The sequence below is a fragment of the Pseudomonas sp. IT-P2 genome (genome assembly GCF_949767575.1).
Lineage (GTDB): Bacteria > Pseudomonadota > Gammaproteobacteria > Pseudomonadales > Pseudomonadaceae > Aquipseudomonas > Aquipseudomonas pharyngis.
This window is the reverse complement of sequence record NZ_CATKQA010000033.1, coordinates 79,196-97,718: the sequence shown is the minus strand read 5'-3', so window position 1 is coordinate 97,718 and position 18,523 is coordinate 79,196. Positions and strand designations below refer to the sequence as shown.

Below are 18,523 nucleotides of genomic sequence, written 5' to 3'. Positions count from 1 at the left end.
TTTCTGCCTCGGGTATCTGAGCAAGCGCAGCGCTCGTTTGGCTACTGTCAGAAATTACAGTCTCGACCACCGGCGCCGTCGATCTACCCACGAATGTCCATTCCCGCGCCCCTTCGGTAGGATGGCAGGCACAAGTTCAAGGAGCGTTAGAACATGTTCATCGGCGTCTTGCTGGTCATCACCTGGCTGATCCTGCTGTTGCGCTACCCGGCCAAGGCCTTGCCGGTGTCGATGGCCGCCGCTGTGGGCCTGGGGCTGGTGGCGATGTGGGTGGTGTGGCTGGACAATCGCGAGGTCAAGCAACTGGCGCGTCTGGAACTGCGCATCGTCTATGCCCCCGAACACTGCCCCGCCGACCGTCCGCTGCTGCTCAAGTTGAACAATGGTAACGACGTGCCGCTGACCGAACTGCGCTGGCGCATTGCCGCGTATGCGCCGGGCGACACCGTGAATCTGGCCGACAATCAATACGCCGCCCCGCGCTATCGCGGCCCCGGCGAATTGCAGGCTGGCGGTAACTGGGAAGACTGTTTGCCGATGCCCCCGTTGCGTCCCGGTTATCGCCCGCAAACCCTGGAGTTTCGCGCCGAGCGATTGCAGGGTAGTTTCTCCGACTGATCCCCTCTCCCACTGTTTGCACAAGGAATGCGCCATGCCCGTTGCGTTGATTACCGGTTGTTCGAGCGGCATCGGCCGCGCCCTCGCCGATGCCTTCAAAGGCGCCGGCTACGAGGTCTGGGCCAGTGCGCGCAAGGCTGAAGATGTCGCGGCACTCGGTGCGGCCGGGTTCACGGCGGTGCAGCTCGACGTCAATGACAGCGCAGCGCTGGAACAACTCGCCGAACGGATCAACCAGCAACATGGCGGCCTCGACGTGCTGATCAACAACGCCGGTTACGGCGCCATGGGGCCGCTGCTCGACGGCGGCGTTCCGGCCATGCAGCGCCAGTTCGAAACCAACGTGTTTTCGATTGTCGGCGTGACCCGTGCGTTGTTCCCGGTACTGCGCCGGGCCAAGGGATTGGTGGTGAATGTTGGCAGTGTTTCCGGGGTTTTAGTCACGCCATTTGCCGGCGCCTATTGCGCGTCGAAAGCGGCGGTGCACGCGTTGAGCGATGCGTTGCGCATGGAGCTGGCGCCGTTAGGGATTCGCGTCATGGAAGTGCAGCCCGGAGCGATCCAGTCCAGTTTCGCCAGGAATGCCGGGCATGAGGCCGAACAACTGATCAACGAACAATCGCCGTGGTTTCCGTTGCGTGAAGGCATCCGGGCGCGGGCCAAGGCGTCCCAGGACAAACCGACCCCGGCCAGCGAATTTGCTGCCGAGCTGCTCAAGGCTGTGCAGCAGAACAAGCCGCCACGGCTGATCCGCATCGGCAATGGCAGCCGCGCGTTGCCGTTGCTGGCGACGTTGTTGCCGAAAGGCTTGCTGGAATCGACGTTGATGAAGCGCTTCGGGCTGCAAGGGAAACTCTGATCCACAGGTTTGAGCTCGCCAGCGGCGGGCTCAAACCATCACAACCTGGTTACCCCGTAGCGTCAGCGCGGGAACGCCATCAGATTGGGCAAGGATTCAAAGGCTGGAGATTGTCCCGATGCTGCTGGGTATAAGAGCTGGATCGAAATGGCGACTTCCTGGCCCGGGATCAGAAAATACTTGTCTCCCGGTGGTGTGGCCAGTTCGACAATGCCCTCTTTTGCATCATGAACGACGTCAAGCCACGGATTGGCGTAAATTTTCGTTCCCACCGGTAAGCCTGCACTTGAAAACTTCCATTGGGCAAACGATTGATTATTTGCTTGGACCATAACGTCGTAACTATAAACCCAGCCGCCGGTCACAATGTCCTGCCATTTTGCAGTAAATACCTGCCGGGCCGAAATGGCCTGCTCCCCATCCGGCTTAACGAGTACAGAAAAGTTCCCTGCCTCATACCGGGGCTGATAATAAACAATGCTTAACATTTCGCACACTTCTGAAGGGTCCATGTTCACAGGTGCTGTAAACGTCAGCGTGCGCCTTGGATTCCATCCTTCAAGTTGATCTTCGGTAATGGTCAAAGTGGCGGACTTTGACGCTTCGGAATAGCTCATCTGCGCACCGCTGGCGGGCATCGAAGCGTGCACAAACGCTGCGCCGTTGTAGGCCCGAAACTGCATACGCGAGCCAACGGGGGGTGGCGTACCATCGGTCAATATTGTAAAGCCCAATGTCACCGTTTCCCCGCTGACTATATGACTGACAAAGTCATCCATCCTGATATCAATCAGTTCCATAACTTAAAACTTCCTATTAAAAAGCCAATAGCTGCCAATGCCTGATTGCAATCGGCAATATTAAAATCAATGAGATAGCGCCTTTATCCAGACGACGAAAAAACACTAACACAGGAATAAAGTCAGGAACCGAAAAACAACAGGCACTTACAATTCAAAAAAACTTCAAACACCCCACTAACAACCACAACTAAAAGCACAAGTCGCAAAAGCACTTATCTCTCGCGACATGCTTGCTTTTAGTTCAAACCCTCAATAACTACCGTGCAGGTAATCCCCGCCGCCAGCAGCACACCCTCCGGCACTTCATCGATGTGAATCCGCACCGGCACCCGTTGCGCCAGACGCACCCAGTTGAAGGTCGGGTTCACATCGGCGATCAGCTCGCGGCTTTCCGGGTTGTCGCGGTCGTAGATGCCGCGGGAAATACTTTCCACGTGGCCCTTGAGGACTTCGCCGCTCATCAGCTGCATGTCGGCTTTATCGCCGACGCGCACGTGGGGCAGTTTGGTTTCTTCGAAGAAGCCGTAGACCCAGAACGAGTTCATGTCGACCACAGCCATTTTCGCTTCGCCGATGCGGGCGTAATCGCCGCGATGGACGTTAAGGTTGGTCACGTAGCCGTCCACCGCCGCCCGCACTTCGGTGCGTTTGAGGTTGAGTTCGGCCGCTTCCAGTTGCGCCTGAGCCTGTTGGTAATCGGCCAGCGCCGAGTCGGCGATGTTGCTGGCGTCGTCGCGGTTTTCCTTGGAGATCACCAGGTTGTCGAGGTCGGCGCGGCGATGGGCGTTGACCTTGCGCATCTCCCACGTGGCCTTGCGCGAAGCCACCAGCGACTGCGCTTGTTTCACCGCGAGGCGGTAGTGCTCGGGGTCGATCTGCATCAGCAGATCACCTTTCTTCACCAACTGGTTGTCGCGCACCGGCACGTCGACCACTTCACCGGTGACGTCGGCGGCGACGTTGATGATGTCGGCGCGCACCCGGCCGTCGCGGGTCCACGGGGTGTTCATGTAGTGCTCCCACAACGTGCGGCCGATCCACAGCGCCAGGGCCAGCACCAGCAGGGTCGCGAGCAGGCTGAAAAACTTTTTCATCAGAACGTTCTCAACGGTAGACAGTCAGCGCCATCGCGCCGAACAGACAGGTAAACAGGCTCAGGCGCAATAGCGCCGGGTGCCAGAAGAAGCGGTACAGATCGAACCCCGACAGAAACCTGTCCAGCGCCCAGGCCAGTGCCGCGGCGACGAAAAACATCAGGGTCATGGTCGGCATGTACACGCCGTGGAAGGCGATTTCACGAGGCATGGGCAAGTCCTTCGGGCTTGGCGATGGCGTAGGCAGCAAGGGGCGATTGCGGGTCGAGCAACGAGGTGCGGATGAAGTGCAGATAGCTTTTCACCCGCCGCAGTGCCGAGGTATCGAAGTGCGGGGCGAACGGCTCGTCAGTGGCGGCGACCCGGCTGATCGCGTGATCGACCGCGACCAGCGCGCGTTCCAGATTGCTCGAATTCGGTTGCAGGAACAGCCGCACCAGCGAACGCCCCATGACCCTGATCGCCTGGCGCCATGGCTGGGATTCGGCATACGCCGGGTGCACCGGCAGGATCGCCTGTTCCTTGCGCAACTCGATGATCGCGTGGCCAACTTCCAGCACCACAAACATCCAGCGCAGCAGGTTTTTCTGCACCAGCGGCTGACCGGCCGCCAGCCCATAAGCCTGATGCATCAGGTCGCGGGTACGGCTTTCGAAACTCGACGCCAGGCCTTTGAGCTTGCCGCTGATCGCGTACACCACTTGCCCGCGCAGATCCTGCTCCAGGCGCTGCCACAACCAGCGGCTGTTCGGCGGCAGAATGATCGCGCCCGCCGCTGCGCAGACCAGCATGCCCATGACCATGGCGATGTAGTCGTTGATGAAGGTGTAGGGGTTGTAGATCGTCAGGTTGTCCGGCACCGAACCGGTGCTGAAAAAGATCAGCAGCCCGAGGCCGACGCCGGCGTATTGCGGCCGCGATGCGAGGAACGAGCCGAGCACGATCACCGGCGCGAGCATCACGCACAGCAACGGAAAACCATCGATCCACGGGAAGATGAAAAACATCTCAACGAAGCCGATCAGCGCCCCAAGAAAAGTACCGCACGCCATCTGAAATGCCATGCGTTTCGGGTTCGGCGTGGCGGCGGACAGGCCCACGGTGGCCGCGGCGATCAGGGTCATGGTCGCGCCGCTCGGCCACGCAGTGGCGACCCAGTAACTGCCAAGCACGATCAGAATGAATGACGCACGAATCCCCGAAGCCGCTGCAGCCCACCAACTGGTTTGCGGGGTGAACGGCTCATCCCAGCGCTCGCGTTCGTGGCGATGATCGGCGAGCGAGGCGTGGGTCTGTGCATAACTGTGCAGGTCGTCGACGAAGCGATAGAGCAGCTCATACGCGGTGTGGAAATCCAGCTGCTCGGCGTCGCTCGGTTCACTCTCCTGGAAGATCGCCCGCAGACTGCGCACCCGCGCCGGCAAGCCTTCCTTGTACGCCGCCAGCGCCAGCACCAGACGCGCCGCATCCGGGCTGGTCAGGGCGCGGCCACTGAAGCCGTCGAGCACTTCGGCCAAGTCCTGCAGGCCCGGTTTGATCGCCGCTTCCACATGATCGGCACCGTTGTTGCGCAGGCGTTCGAGCAACTGGTGCAAGGCGTTGAAACGGGTGGTGATGCCCATGAACTCGCTGTTCAGGCGACTGAGCCGGCCGTTGCGTCGACGCATGTGCGGGTCTTCGAACACGGTCACGCTGCGCAGCCCTTCCAGCCCTACCGCTTCGGCGATGAAGCGCACGTTGCTGGCCTCGAACGACTCCGGTTTGCTGCGCCCGCGCAGGCCGTCGGTGACGAACAGGGCGAACACACCGAAGCGCTGATACAAGGCGTTGCGCATCGCGGCACTGGCGGTCTGCGGCAGGATCGCGGCGCTGACCAGGGTCGAGCAGAGAATCCCCAGCGAGATTTCCAGCACCCGCCACACCGCCGCCATGAACGCACCGTCAGGATGAGCCAGCGCCGGCAGACCGACCATCGCGGCGGTGTATCCGGCCAGCACAAAACCGTAGGCGCGAAAGTTGCGGCAACGGGCGGCGCCGGCCGAGCAGATGCCGACCCAGATCGCCAGTGAACCGAGGAACAGTTCAGTGTTCTGGGCGAACAGTGAAATCAGCGTGACCATCATCGCCGACCCGGCCAGGGTGCCGAGAAAACGGTAGAAACTCTTGGCGAACACCTGACCGCTCTGCGGCTGCATGACGATGAACACGGTGATCATCGCCGTGCGCGGCTGCGGCAGTTCCAGTCGCATCGCCAGCCACAGGGTCAGGAATGCGGCGATCAACACCTTGAAGATGTAGACCCAGGTCACGCCGTCGCTGCGCGCCCAGTCGAAGAAACCCCGGCGCCATTCCAGGGAGTAGAGCCAGCGCAAAGGTGCGGGCAAGGGAGTCATTAAGGCTTGCTCAGTGGTCGAGGGCTTGAAGAAGGGCCGGGGTTTTCGGGGCGGCGGTCTGTGCGGCAGTCGGCACGTCTTTACCCGCACCAAGTCCACCACCCAATGCCGTCACCAGTTCCGCATGGGCACTCAACCGCGCTGCCTGCACCTGCTGCTGCACCTGCTGCTGTTTGAACAGCAAGGTCTGCGCATTGAGCACGTTGAGGTAATCGGTGAGCCCGCGCTGGTAGGCGATCATCGCGATGTCGTAGGTCTTCTGCGCCGTGGCCACGGATTCGGCGGCGAATGTCTGCTGCTTGTCCATCGACTCGCGGCGGATCAACTGGTCCGAGATGTTCTTCAGCGCATTGACCAGGGTCTGGTTGTAATGCGCGACGGCGATGTCGTAACCCGCCGACGCTTCGCCAAGCTCCGCACGCAGTCGCCCGCCGTCAAAGATCGGCAGCGAGATCGCCGGGCCGACGTTGTAGTTGAGTTTCTTGCCGGTCAGGAACTCCAGCGCCCCGCCGCCGGTGGCCATGTAGCCGAGGCTGCCGACCAGATCGACGTTAGGGTAAAACCCGGCATGCGCCACATCGATCCCGCGCGCCTGCGCCGCCACTTGCCAGCGACTGGCGACCACGTCCGGACGCTGGCCGAGCAGTTCGGCGGGCAGTGCCGACGGCAGTTTGAGCGCTGTGCCAAGGGACAGGGTCGGCCGCTGCAATTGCGCGCCGGCGCCCGGCCCCTTGCCGGCCAGTGCAGCGATCTGGTTGCGGCTCAGGGCGATTTCTTCGTCCAGCGCATCCAGTTGCCGATGGGTTTCCGGCAGCGGGGTTTCGGCCTGGCTGACTTCGAAGTGGGTGCCGATCCCGCCGTCCAGGCGTTTCTGTGCCAGTTCGAGAATCTGCTGTTGCTGCTTGAGCGTCGCCGCCACGATATCGCGCTGGGCGTAATGCAGCGACAGCTCGATATAGGCGCGCACGATGTTGTTCTGCAATTCGAGTTGCGCCTGCCGCGCCTCGGCCGCGCTCATGTGCGCCAGATCGACCGCACGCTCGGTGCTGTTGCTTTCACGCCCCCAGAGGTCGAGGGCGTAACTGAAACCCAGCGCGGCGTTGTTGTCCCAGGTGGTGCTGTTGGCCAGCTCACCGGGGCCGTAGAACTGATCGGTCGGCCAGTTGTGGCGCTTGAGGGTCGACTCGCTATTGATCTGCAACGACTCGGCCGCTTCGGCCACACCGGCCATGGACCGGGCCTGACGCACGCGCGCGGCGGCCATGGCCAGGGTCGGGCTGCCCTGCACGGCGAGGTCGATCCAATGGTTGAGTTGCGGGTCACCGTAGGCTTGCCACCATTGGGCGGTGGGCCAGTTTGCGTCACGGGCGGCGTGGGCGATGGCCTCGTCGGTGGCCAGTTCATTAGCCTCCAGAGCCTTGCCCTGCGGGGCAATTCCTCCGGTTCCAATGCAGCCGCCGAGACCTAACGAAAGAGCCAGAACACTGAGCGGCAAAAGCGCTCTGTTGATGCGACGCGGCACTGCTGCGAATTCCTGAGGTGGGAGATGTTTCGAGGTGGGCGCAATTCTAGGGGGGCGCCATTACGGCGATAAGCTGGGAATCCTGTGAATCTTTGTTACCGTTAACGAGATAATCCCTTGGTCGGGGGTCTCAGACCCTGAAACTTCGTGTCACAATTTGCCATCTCCCTTGAGAGCACCCCATGGACACTTTGCAAAACATGCGCGCCTTCAGTTGTGTGGCCGAAGCCGGCAGCTTCACCGCCGCCGCCGTGCAGCTCGACACCACCACCGCCAACGTATCGCGCGCGGTCTCCAACCTTGAGGCCCACCTGCAAACCCGCCTGCTCAATCGCACGACCCGCCGCATCGCGCTCACCGAAGCCGGCAAGCGCTATCTGCTGCGTTGCGAGCAGATCCTCGCCTACGTCGAAGAGGCCGAAGCCGAAGCCAGCGAGGCCCACGCCCGCCCGGCCGGACAATTGAAAGTGCACACCATGACCGGCATCGGCCAGCACTTCGTGATCGACGCCATCGCCCGCTACCGCAAGACCCACCCGGACGTGACCTTCGACCTGACCATGGCCAACCGCGTGCCGGACCTGCTCGACGAAGGCTACGACGTGTCCATCGTCCTGGCCCGCGAACTGCCGGACTCGGGTTTCGTTTCGCAACGCCTGGGCATCACCTACAGCATCGTCTGCGCCTCGCCGGCCTACGTGAAAGCCAACGGCTGCGCACAAAAACCCAGCGACCTGCTGAACCACGCCTGCCTGCGCCTGGTGAGCCCGGTGATCCCCCTGGAAAAATGGGCCTTCGATGGTCCTGACGGTCAGGAAGTGGTCACTATCAACAGCTCGCCCTTCCTGGTGAACTCCGCCGACGCGATGAAAAGCGCGATCACCAGTGGGATGGGTGTCGGCGTATTGCCGGTGTACGCGGCGATTGAAGGCTTGCGCAACGGCTCACTGGTGCGGGTAATGCCGAACTACCGCTCGCAGGAACTGAACCTGTATGCGATCTACCCGTCACGGCAGTACCTGGATGCGAAGATCAAGACCTGGGTTGAATACCTGCGTGGTTCGCTGCCGGAGATATTGGCGGGGCATCAGGCGGAGTTGGCGGCTTATGAGATGAGTGGGAGTCTGGGTGGAGCCAGGCTCGCGAACTGAGTTTACCGTCCTACAGACGGGGTGATTTGGGGGGACGTTTCCGACAAGTCGCGTCGGTTGTCCCTCGGAAACGAGGTGGATAGGCTTTTGAGGGTCGCTGACGCATCAGCGGCCGGGTCTGGAAAACCCGAAGTTCAGGATCACAGCCCATGACATAATGCGGCGTTTTTTCGCGACGTTATGGTAGCTGTACGTGGGAGACCTTCGGGTCTGCCGGGTTTGATCCTTTCCGGTTTTTCCAGTCCGCGTACAGCTGCCACCTCTTTCGCCTGGAAAACGAAAAATGGCAGCTCCTCCAAGACTTAAGGATCTTTGCCATGAAAAAACTTACTCCGAATCCCCCTGAAACCAACGACACCTCGCCCTACGAATCCGCCGATTCAAACAAACTCCACGACGCCGCCGAACGCGCGCTCGACCACTACCTGAACCCTCTCCCGAAAAAATGCCCCGGCCGCAAACCGAGCGAAATGTTCCAGATTTCACCGGACATGGACGACGAAAGCCTGCTGGCCCACGCCTGCGAATCCCTGGCCTCGGCCAGCGTCATGGCCAGTGACGTGGCAGCCTATGTCGACTCACCACAGCGACACCGGATTCTGGGCATTCAACAAGTCATCATGCTCGCCGAGCTCGCCGTGAACCGCGTGCTGGATAACGTCGAAGTACAACGTCATCCCACACACAGCTAAACCGCTCTGACCAAACCGACCTGCCAGCGATAACTGCATTCGCTGGCAGCCAGGATGGGACCCAGAGCGTCCCGGGCTGCATTCCCACGCAGAGCGTGGGGACGATCAAAATAGAGCCGTGTTACTTCTTCACATGCTCAAGACCTGAAACATCTCTGAATGCACCAATCGCTTTCAACCTTGGCTCAGTAGGACTGTTTTGAACTTCCAAGTTAAATCCAACTGCCAGTGCACCTTTATCATAGTCGAAAGTCACAGCTACAGTTCCACTACCGTAAACAGCCGGAAATGGCGTGATTTTTGTCCCCCCTTCGACCTTTTCGAGCAAAGCATAACTAATAGACAGCCCTGAATCTGCCTCATAATCATGCTTACCATTAGTGATATCAGCTTTAAACCTGAACGTCAGAGACCCTGATCGCTTGGCATCAAATTGCTGACGTGCACTAACGTAAACTTCCTCACCATCTGTTATAAAGGTGTCAACCACGCCGTTGAATGGTGCAAGACTATCAATGAGAACATTGCCCGTACCGCTCACATTTTTTTGTTGGTTTGAAAACAGAAAAAATTCATTCTTCATGAGAAGTCCTTTTATCAAGGTTGACTGCCGCCGAAAATGCGAAATAAAAGACTGCCAGTATTATTATTCTACTGCGCCTGTCAGAACTGACAGCCTTAAATAACTATTCGCAATTAAATTCTTTATCGACGATTCTTTTTGTTAGAAGCGAAGTCATCAAAAGTTCAGCGCAGTTTAGAAAAGCAACACCAGGAGAGACTCCAGATGAACAGGGAGCGCCCCCCGAAAAACCGTGTATTCACCCAAAAACCCAAGAGGCTTTTCGGCGCACAAGCCAGCGGCTCACTGGTGCGGGTAATGCCGAACTACCGCTCGCAGGAACTGAACCTGTATGCGATTTACCCGTCACGGCAGTACCTGGATGCGAAGATCAAGACCTGGGTTGAATACCTGCGTGGTTCGCTGCCGGAGATATTGGCGGGGCATCAGGCGGAACTGGCGGCTTATGAGATGAGTGGGAGTCTGGCGGGGGTGCGGGTGGCGAATTGAGTTTGGCGTGAAGCGATTGCTGAATAACGTCGAAGTACAACGTCATCCAACCCACAGCCAAGCCGCTCTGACTGAACGGACTTGCCAGCGAATGCCATCGTCACTGGCAGCTCGAATTGGGACGCGGAGCGTCCCGGGCTGCATTCCCACGCAGAGCGTGGGAACGATCAACACCGAGGTGAACTCAGGTTCTAAAACGCACATAACTCCGCTTTGGCTTTCCACCACTCAACACAATGAGCGTTAGCTCGAGTACCGCTTTTGACTTGCCGGCCCCTTCGGCAGGCTGAGTGGAGGGATTCATCTGGGGGTGGGCGCGAAGCGCCGTTCGACGAAGTCGAACACACCGAGAGGAGGTGCAGCGAAGCAAACCGGAGGCGGTGCCCCCGGATGAGTCCCGGAGCGAAGGAACACCGAGCCTAGGCGAGGTGCCGAACGCCGGGGCCCAGCGTTTTTGGTTACTTTTTTGGCGTTTGAAAAAAGTGACTCGCCGTAAGGGCGAAACCCTAAGAAGCCGTTACCGCAGCAACGGATATTCACGCCCCCCCCCCAAGAACCTGGTCGGCCCAAAGGCCGCCAAGACAACCCCAAACAGAAAATGTTAGCTTGCTTGGCAATCACACCAGCCGCCAAGCCCGAGCCAAATGCCAATGAAAAAAACAGTCCTGGCCTTCAGCCGCATCACCCCGCCCATGATCGAACGCCTGCAACAGGAGTTCGACGTCATCGTCCCCAACCCGAAAAACGGCGACATCAACGCCCAGTTCAACGAAGCCCTGCCCCACGCCCACGGCCTGATCGGCGTCGGTCGCAAACTCGGCAAGGCCCAACTGGAAACCGCCGCCAGACTCGAAGTGGTCTCCAGCGTCTCCGTCGGCTACGACAACTACGACCTCGCCTATTTCAACGAACGCGGGATCATGCTTACCAACACCCCGGACGTGCTCACCGAAAGCACCGCCGACCTGGCCTTCGCCCTGATCATGAGCAGCGCCCGCCGCGTCGCCGAACTCGACGCCTGGACCAAGGCCGGCCAATGGCAGGCCAGCGTCGGCGCACCGCTGTTCGGTTGCGACGTGCACGGCAAGACCCTGGGCATCGTCGGCATGGGCAACATCGGCGCCGCCGTCGCCCGTCGCGGCCACTTCGGCTTCAACATGCCGATCCTCTACAGCGGCAACAGCCGCAAGACCGAACTCGAACAGCAACTCGGCGCACAGTTCCGCAGTCTTGACCAACTGCTGGCCGAGGCCGACTTCGTTTGCCTGGTGGTGCCGCTAAGCGACAAGACCCGCCACCTGATCAGCCATCGCGAACTGGCGCTGATGAAGCCGGATGCGATTCTGGTGAACATCTCCCGCGGCCCGGTGGTCAACGAGCCGGCATTGATCGAGGCATTGCAGAACAACCGGATTCGCGGTGCCGGTCTGGACGTCTACGAGAAGGAACCGCTGGCCGAGTCACCGCTGTTCCAGATGAAAAACGCCGTGACCTTGCCGCACATCGGTTCGGCCACCCACGAAACCCGCGAAGCCATGGCCAATCGTGCCCTGGCCAACCTGCGCAGTGCCCTGCTCGGCGAGCGTCCGCAGGATCTGGTGAACCCGCAGGTCTGGCGCGGATAAATAAATCGGGCAAGTATTGCAAAGTACTTGCCCGCACAACTTACAGCCAATACATACTTTGAAAATCAACACACCAACAAAATAAACTATCGCGCTATAAAATTTCCGGACTTATCAAATATAACGATAAACACTCCAGAGAATAGCCACCTTGAGAATTTCCAATACCGATCAATTAATCCGTTACAGCAAAGTCTGCCTGATGGCCTACATCAGTTTTTTTGGACTATTGGTGATGTACGGAAACCTGACCGACTACTCGGCAAACTATGTGTACGTCGGACATATCCTGAGTATGGATACCACTCAAATCAACGAGAACATACGTTACAGGGCGATTGAATCGCCCATGATGCACCATCGGATCTATTGGTTCATCATCACGACGGAAGCGATCTACACCGCCTATTGCCTGCTCGGCACTTATTATCTCTATCGCAAAGTCAATGAATCTGCGGCTGTATTTCACGAGGCAAAAAGGTTCTCGATCATTGGCTTGCTGATCGCAATCTTCACCTATTACGTTTGCCTGCAAACCATCGGTGTTGAATGGTTCGACATGGACACTTCACAAGTATGGAATGCGAAAGACTGGGCACGACATATTGTCGACTTCATATTGCCTGTACTGATTTTCATAACATTGAAAAACGAGCGCTGAATAGACAGCGCTCAAAGCCAAATCGATCTCAGGCCAACTTTCCATGCGTGGAAACAACTGCAACTGCGGGTTTACGAAACACCAGCACATTCCCCAGCATCACCAATACCAGCCCCGCCAATGCGGGTGCCGTCCATTGATAGCCTTCGGCAAAGGCCGAAACGTTCAAAGCCACCACCGGGAACAGCACCGTGCAATAGGCGGCGCGCTCCGGCCCCATGCGACCGACCAGCGTCAGGTACGCCGTGAAACCGATCACCGAACCCGGTATCACCAGGTACAGCAGCGCGCCGATGTAGCGCGACGTCCATTCCATCTCGAACGGAATGCCTTTGACCAGACACCACACCGAGAGCATCGCCGCGCCGTAGGCCATGCCCCAGGCATTGGTCGTCAGCGGCTTGAGGCCGGCCTTCTGTTGCAGGCTCGAGAGCATGTTGCCCGCCGAGAAACACAGCGTGCCGCAGAGCGCCAGGCCAAGACCGAGCAAGGTTTGCGGACTGGCGTGATGCCCGGCCAGCTCCGGCCAGAACAACAGGCCCAGGCCCGACAGCCCCAGAGCCCCGCCCATCAGCACATTGCGCGCGATGCGTTGGCCGAAGAACACCCGCGCATTCAGCGCGTTCCACAACGTTGCGGTAGAAAACACCACCGCCACCAGACCGCTGGGGATCCATTGGCTGGCAGTCAGGAAACACATGAAGTTGACGCAGAACAGGCACAACCCCTGCGCCACACAGATCAGATGCCCGCGCCGATTCATCGGTTGCAGGCGACGGCTGAGCAGCAACAGCGCGAACAACACCAGCGCCGCGAGACCGAAGCGATAGACGATCGACACCGGAATCGCCACCACGCCCAGTTGCCATTTAAGGGCAATCCAGGTGGTGCCCCAGATCAGCACAGTTAACAAATACAACGACAGGTTCATGGCAGACACTCCTCGATTGGGTTTCAGTGTCCGCCTGCGCCTTCACCCCTCGCTTGCATAAACTTGCGCTTTTGTCGGCGCGCAGGCTGGCAGCGCAACATCTACGGAGTAGGATGCAAGGCGTTGAAGAGAACCGACCATGGTCGCCATCGATACCCTGCAAGTCTTTCAAGCCTTGAACAGCTCGCCCAACGCATGCCTTGTGCGCAGCGCCGAGCTGGGGGACGGTCTGTCCGCAGCCTTGTGGACCAACCACCACGACGCCCGCGACTATGACGCGCCGAGCCATCACACGCTCTCCTGCTACATCGCTGGCGGCACCGGCACGTTCCGCCGTGGTGCCCCCGGAAACAAAGGCAGTCCGGACAAGTTGTGCATCCTGCCAGCCGACCACGAGTCGGGGTGGGTGATCAATGGCGACATTCGCCTGGCCCACCTGTATTTCAGCGCCGAACAATTTGCCTTGGGTTGCGTCACGCTGCTGGATCGCGAGCCCCGGGAAATGCAGCTGCGCGAACAGACTTTTCTGGAAGATCCGCAACAGGCCCGACGGTTTCGCCAGTTACTCACTCTAAATTGGGACGAGCCTGGCGAGCGTCTGCTGACCAGCAGCCTGGCCCACGAACTGATCAGCCAAACCTTGTTGAGCCAGGTCGGCGTACGCCACGGCTTGCGTCTCAAGGGCGGGCTGGCGTCGCATCAACGTCGGCAACTGGTGGAGTTCATCGACAGCCAACTGGCCGAGCCGATCAGCCTCGGGCAACTGGCGGGGTTGTGTGCGTTGTCGGAATACCACTTCGCGCGGATGTTCCGGGTGAGCTTCGGACTGCCGCCACATCAGTATGTGCTGGCGCGGCGTTTGAGTCGGGCGCGGGAGTTGTTGCGGGGCACAGCGTTGCCGCTGGGGGAGATTGCCCTGGCGTGCGGATTTGCCAGTGCCAGCCACTTCACCAACCGCTTTCGCCAGGTGCTGGGTGGAACGCCCGGCGATTATCGCCAGGCGTTTTTGCGCTGATCAGAACTCCAGCGTGCTCGACAACGAAATCTGCCGCGAATCGCCCATCGACACGAAGAAACGGCTCGCCGCCGAGGTGTAGTAGGTACGATCGAACAGGTTCTTCACGTTGAGTTGAAACTTGACCTTCTGCCCTTCGACTTTGGTGTCGTAAGTGGCGAACGCATCGGCCACGGTGTAGCTCGGCAGATCGAAATCGTTGACCGCGTTACCCGCTCGTTCACCGACATAGCGCGCGCCGGCGCCGACCCGAAGTTGATCACCACCGATCACACTGCCGAAGTCGTAGACCGCCGACAGCGAGCCGGTATTTTTCGCCACGTTCTGCAGCCTGTTGCCTTTGTAGTCCGGATCTTCCGTAACCTCGGCGTCGGTATAGGCGTAGCTGCCGATCATGCTCCAGCGGTCGCTGAGCTGACCGGTCAGGTCTACTTCCAGGCCCCGGGAACGCACTTCGCCGGCGGCGCTGTAAATCGTCGTCGGCCCTTCGGAATTGGCCACCAGCACGTTGCGTTTCTTGATGTCGAACAGGGCGATGTTGCCGGTGATGCGACCCGGTATGTCGAGACGTGCGCCCAACTCCCAGGACTTGGCTTCTTCCGGCGCGATGCTGCCGTCGAGCACGGTGCTGCTGCCACTGAGCGGCGCGATGGTCGAGTTGGGTTTGAACGATTCGGTGTAGCTGCCGTAGAACGACAATGCGTCGGTGTAGCGATACACCAGACCTGCGCGCGGCACCCACTTCTGGCCGTTGCTGTCGGTGTTGGCCTTGAACGGCACGCCTTTGCCGGCGTACTGGTCGTATTCCTGGAAACGCCCGCCGGCCACCAGAATCCACTGGTCGTTGAGGTGGATCGAGTCCTGCAGGAACACCGAATCGCTGCGCAGTTCGTCGGTCTGCGCACTGTCCGCCGGGCTGACGGTGGTGCCTTCGACCTCACGACCGTACACCGGATTGACGTAACTGAAGGTGCTCAGGCTTTTCTGGCGGATCAGGTCGGCGCGGTAGATCTTGCGGTACTCGTCGTCGACGCCGAACACCAGGTCATGCTGCATGCCCAGCACGTTGACCTTGCCTTCGAGGCTGGCGGTGGTGAAGCGGTCGGTGCTGATCGCGCCGTGCGTGCCGTCCATGCTGCGGGTCAGGGTGCCTTTTTTGGTGTCGATCGCGGTTACGCGGACTTGGCTGGCGTCGTAGGTTTCGCGGTTCCAGCTGTAGCCGAAATGGGCTTTCCAGTCGTCGTTGAGTTCGTGGTCGGCCTCGAAGTGATAGAGGTCCGAGCGGCCTTCCATGTCGTTGAATTTCTCGTCGAGACGCTCGTTGCGCGAGATGTCCAGCGGATGGTTGGTGCGCGGATCGATCAGGGTTCCACGATCGAACGGGGTCAGGAATTCGCGGTGCTCATAAGCGAACAGCAACTTGGTGCGCTCGCCATACCAGGCCAGCGACGGCGCGATCAGGGTTTCACGGTGGGTGCCGAAATTGCGCCAGTAATCCTCGTCTTCGTGGTCCAGCACCATGCGATACGCGAGGCCGGAATCCCCCAGCGCACCGGTGCTGTCGAACGAGCCGCCGCTGCCATTCTTGCCGTCGCCGTAGGTCGAGCCACGCAGGGTCAGCGCGTTGTACTGGGTCAGTTCAGGCTTCTTGCTGACCATGTTGACCACGCCGCCCGGGTCCTGAATCCCGTAGAGCAGCGAGGCCGGGCCCTTGAGCACTTCGACGCGATCCACGGTCGCGTTCATGCCACGGCCCTGCACCAGCGGCATGCCGTCGCGCATGATCGAGCCGTTGCGGTTATCGCCAAAACCGCGGGTCATCACCGAATCCTGGGTGCTGCCCAAGGTGTTGCCCTGGGTGATGCCGCTGACGTTGGCCAGTGCGTCATCGAGATTGCGCGGTGCCTGATCACGAATGACCTGGGCCGCAATCACGTTGACGGTCTGGGGGATTTCCTGAAGCGAAGCGGAAGAGCGCATCACCGAACTGGTTTCCGGTGGCTGGTAGCTCATCGGCTGGTCGACCACCGAGGTGATGCTCGTCGCGCCGAGGTTCAACGCGCCTGCGGTCGGTTGCGGTTCGAGCGCCAGGGTATGACTGTCGGTGCGGCGGAAGGTCAGGCCGGAGCCGGTGAGCAGACGTTGCAGCGCCTGCTCGGCACTCATCTGGCCGTTGACCGCTGGAGCAGTGAGGCCATACGGGGCTTCATCGGTATAGACCACGCTCTGCCCGGTGACACGACTGAAATCACTCAGGGCCTGAGGCAACGGCTTGGCAGCCAGGGAAAAACTGAATTGCTTTTGTGGCTGACTGCTGACGGATTCAGCGGCCAGCGCCACGCTCAGCGGCAACAGGGCCAATGCCGAAAAACTCAAGGCCGAAACGCCCAACCACTGTTTGACCGAACCCGATTTTGCCCTGGACTTCATTGCTCATGACCTGTGTAGAACCGCAACGGATGCGAATGACTCGCAGTTTCAGTCACTACACGGATGGCGGTCGGGTTTACCTCACTACAAAGTTGAAAATATTTTCAGCGCAGGATGATCAGCTTGCCCAACACCTGATGCTGCTCGAATCCCAACACCCCTTGCAGCGAGTTCAGCACCGCTTGCGGATCCTTGCTCGGAAAGCTGCCGCTGACCTTGCGCGCGCCCAGTTCGTCGTTGAGCAACACGATCCGTCCGGAGTAATAACGCCGCAGATCCTGCACCACATCGGCCAGTGTCGACTTGTAGTAAGTCAGCCAACCCTGGCGCCAGGCCAGTTGAGCTTCGCTGTCCACCGCGTGGAGTTTTTCTGCAGTGCCGGCGCCGTACGCCACTTGCTGGCCGGCGGTGAGAATCTGCTGCTCGGCATCACGCGCCGCCGTCACGCCGACGCGCCCTGAAAGCACAGTGACTTGTGCGCCATGAGGTTGCAGGCGCACTTCGAACTGCGTGCCCAACACTCGCGCCTGGCCTTTCTCGGCCTCGACCACAAAGGGATCACCCGTGTGAGTCACGCTGAAGAATCCGGCCCCTCGGCGCAATTGCACATGCCGCTCGCCGTGACTGAAATCCACGGCGATGGCGCTGTCGGCGTCCAGCGTCACCTGTGATTGATCGGCCAGGGTCACGGTGCGGATCTCGCCCGGTGCCGACACGTAATCAGCGCCCAGATCATCGATCCAGCGCTGCGGCTGCCAACCGCTGCCGAGGCTGATCATCAGCAGCAGACAGGCCGCCATCGCCAGCGCGCCGGCCCAACGCCGGACCTGCGGACGACGCGGCCGGTCCATCGCATCGAGCAACCCCTGCAACGCCAGCGCGTCTTCATCGGCCAGAGTGCGCGCCGGCCCTTCGCTCAATTCCCACACCACTTGCGCCTGGGCATAGGCCTCGGCGTGGGCCGGGTCAGCGTGCAGCCATTGACTGAACGTCAGTTGATCACCGGTGCTCGGGCGGTCATGCAGCAGGCTCAGCCAGGCGAAAGCGGCCTGCTCCTGAGCGGGCGTCGGGATGACGCGTTCGGTGTGATTCACGGTGCTTTCCCTGGCAGGCGTGGCGCGGTTTCCCGCAGGCTGGCCTTGCAGGCCTCGAGGGCGCGCATCATATGTTTTTCCACAGCGCTTTGGGACAGGCCCATGGCCTTGGCGATCTCGGCGTACTTGCGGCCATGGATGCGATTGAGCAAAAAAATCTGCCGCGTGCGCTCGGGCAGCGCGCGCAACGCCGCTTCGACATGGCGCAAATCGTTGCCCGCTTCGAGCGCCGCCTGCGGTTCGCTGGCGCTGCTGTCCGGCTCATCCGGTTGCCAGCCTTCGTTGACCCGCACCCGCGCGCCTTCGCTGCGCAAATGATCGATGGCGATATTGCCGGCGCAGCGCAACAGATAAGTGCTGAGCTCTTCGACCTGCACCAGCGGCCGACGCCAGAAACGCAGAAACAGATCCTGCACCAGATCCGCTGCCGTCGCCCGGCAACCGACGCGCCGGCTCACCAGCGCTTCCATCTGCGAACGCTGGGACAGGAATACCTGAAGAAAATGCGCACGGGCGCCGTGGGGTTCGTCGTCGCGGTGTTCGGGAGGATGGCCGATCAGCAT

At 60.1% G+C, this 18,523-nt stretch carries 17 protein-coding genes and 1 pseudogene; 8 read left to right on the top strand and 10 right to left on the bottom strand.

Features of this window, described 5'->3' with window-relative positions; translation table 11 throughout:
• The first annotated feature begins 153 nt into the window (after nt 1-153).
• Both ACM6JM_RS16560 and ACM6JM_RS16555 read left to right on the top strand, forming a co-directional pair.
• Entirely contained in the window at nt 154-618 is a 465-nt protein-coding gene (locus ACM6JM_RS16560; protein ID WP_064382468.1) for a hypothetical protein, read from the top strand.
• Nucleotides 619-652: 34 nt separating this feature from the next.
• On the top strand, nt 653-1,477 hold the full coding sequence (locus ACM6JM_RS16555; protein ID WP_285412046.1) for an SDR family oxidoreductase: 825 nt from the start codon (nt 653-655) through the stop codon (nt 1,475-1,477).
• A 62-nt stretch (nt 1,478-1,539) separates the two neighbouring features.
• Here the strand turns inward: ACM6JM_RS16555 and ACM6JM_RS16550 are convergent, their stop codons facing one another.
• From ACM6JM_RS16550 to ACM6JM_RS16530, 5 genes are all read right to left on the bottom strand, one after another.
• A complete protein-coding gene (locus ACM6JM_RS16550; protein WP_210711047.1) occupies nt 1,540-2,277 on the bottom strand; it encodes a hypothetical protein in 738 nt (245 codons plus the stop codon).
• Nucleotides 2,278-2,516: 239 nt separating this feature from the next.
• Nucleotides 2,517-3,374 (bottom strand): HlyD family secretion protein, encoded by an 858-nt coding sequence (locus tag ACM6JM_RS16545; RefSeq protein ID WP_039769432.1) that lies wholly within the window; start codon nt 3,372-3,374, stop codon nt 2,517-2,519.
• Between the two features lie 10 nt (nt 3,375-3,384).
• A complete protein-coding gene (locus ACM6JM_RS16540; RefSeq protein WP_003221811.1) occupies nt 3,385-3,585 on the bottom strand; it encodes a DUF1656 domain-containing protein in 201 nt (66 codons plus the stop codon).
• Nucleotides 3,575-5,767 carry an FUSC family protein gene (locus ACM6JM_RS16535; protein WP_414882227.1) on the bottom strand — a complete coding sequence of 731 codons (2,193 nt, stop codon included), beginning with the start codon at nt 5,765-5,767 and terminating at the stop codon, nt 3,575-3,577. Before ACM6JM_RS16535 ends, ACM6JM_RS16540 begins: the two co-directional genes overlap by 11 nt.
• A 10-nt stretch (nt 5,768-5,777) precedes the next feature.
• Nucleotides 5,778-7,289, bottom strand: coding sequence for an efflux transporter outer membrane subunit (locus ACM6JM_RS16530; RefSeq protein WP_414882226.1), 1,512 nt, complete (start codon nt 7,287-7,289; stop codon nt 5,778-5,780).
• Nucleotides 7,290-7,471: 182 nt separating this feature from the next.
• On the opposite strand from ACM6JM_RS16530, the gene ACM6JM_RS16525 reads away from it, so the two are divergent.
• Both ACM6JM_RS16525 and ACM6JM_RS16520 read left to right on the top strand, forming a co-directional pair.
• Nucleotides 7,472-8,440 carry a LysR family transcriptional regulator gene (locus ACM6JM_RS16525; RefSeq protein WP_039769420.1) on the top strand — a complete coding sequence of 323 codons (969 nt, stop codon included), beginning with the start codon at nt 7,472-7,474 and terminating at the stop codon, nt 8,438-8,440.
• 317 nt (nt 8,441-8,757) lie between these two features.
• The gene (locus ACM6JM_RS16520) at nt 8,758-9,132 is read left to right on the top strand and encodes a DUF6124 family protein (protein ID WP_039769418.1); all 375 of its coding nucleotides are present in this window, start codon (nt 8,758-8,760) and stop codon (nt 9,130-9,132) included.
• 121 nt (nt 9,133-9,253) lie between these two features.
• Here the strand turns inward: ACM6JM_RS16520 and ACM6JM_RS16515 are convergent, their stop codons facing one another.
• The gene (locus tag ACM6JM_RS16515) at nt 9,254-9,715 is read right to left on the bottom strand and encodes a hypothetical protein (protein WP_039769416.1); all 462 of its coding nucleotides are present in this window, start codon (nt 9,713-9,715) and stop codon (nt 9,254-9,256) included.
• Nucleotides 9,716-9,991: 276 nt separating this feature from the next.
• On the opposite strand from ACM6JM_RS16515, the pseudogene ACM6JM_RS16510 reads away from it, so the two are divergent.
• The 3 genes and pseudogenes from ACM6JM_RS16510 to ACM6JM_RS16500 all read left to right on the top strand — a co-directional run.
• Nucleotides 9,992-10,204: pseudogene (locus tag ACM6JM_RS16510) on the top strand (LysR family transcriptional regulator); the annotation flags it as partial.
• Nucleotides 10,205-10,854: 650 nt separating this feature from the next.
• Nucleotides 10,855-11,829: a 2-hydroxyacid dehydrogenase gene (locus ACM6JM_RS16505; RefSeq protein ID WP_039769412.1), complete on the top strand. Its 975-nt coding sequence runs from the start codon at nt 10,855-10,857 to the stop codon at nt 11,827-11,829.
• 151 nt (nt 11,830-11,980) lie between these two features.
• Nucleotides 11,981-12,490 carry a DUF2165 family protein gene (locus tag ACM6JM_RS16500; RefSeq protein ID WP_039769411.1) on the top strand — a complete coding sequence of 170 codons (510 nt, stop codon included), beginning with the start codon at nt 11,981-11,983 and terminating at the stop codon, nt 12,488-12,490.
• Nucleotides 12,491-12,518: 28 nt separating this feature from the next.
• Here ACM6JM_RS16500 and ACM6JM_RS16495 read toward each other — a convergent pair whose 3' ends face one another.
• Nucleotides 12,519-13,421, bottom strand: a complete 903-nt coding sequence (locus tag ACM6JM_RS16495) for a DMT family transporter (RefSeq protein WP_103385692.1) — start codon at nt 13,419-13,421, stop codon at nt 12,519-12,521.
• 139 nt (nt 13,422-13,560) lie between these two features.
• Here ACM6JM_RS16495 and ACM6JM_RS16490 point away from each other — a divergent pair, with 139 nt between their 5' ends.
• Nucleotides 13,561-14,436, top strand: a complete 876-nt coding sequence (locus ACM6JM_RS16490) for a helix-turn-helix domain-containing protein (RefSeq protein WP_414882224.1) — start codon at nt 13,561-13,563, stop codon at nt 14,434-14,436.
• Here the strand turns inward: ACM6JM_RS16490 and ACM6JM_RS16485 are convergent, their stop codons facing one another.
• The 3 genes from ACM6JM_RS16485 to ACM6JM_RS16475 form a co-directional block, all read right to left on the bottom strand.
• On the bottom strand, nt 14,437-16,866 hold the full coding sequence (locus ACM6JM_RS16485) for a TonB-dependent siderophore receptor (RefSeq protein ID WP_414882223.1): 2,430 nt from the start codon (nt 16,864-16,866) through the stop codon (nt 14,437-14,439).
• Between the two features lie 104 nt (nt 16,867-16,970).
• Nucleotides 16,971-17,960, bottom strand: coding sequence for a FecR family protein (locus ACM6JM_RS16480; RefSeq protein WP_085666878.1), 990 nt, complete (start codon nt 17,958-17,960; stop codon nt 16,971-16,973).
• Nucleotides 17,957-18,523 carry an RNA polymerase sigma factor gene (locus ACM6JM_RS16475; protein ID WP_085666879.1) on the bottom strand — a complete coding sequence of 189 codons (567 nt, stop codon included), beginning with the start codon at nt 18,521-18,523 and terminating at the stop codon, nt 17,957-17,959. The genes ACM6JM_RS16480 and ACM6JM_RS16475 overlap by 4 nt, the downstream gene beginning before the upstream one ends.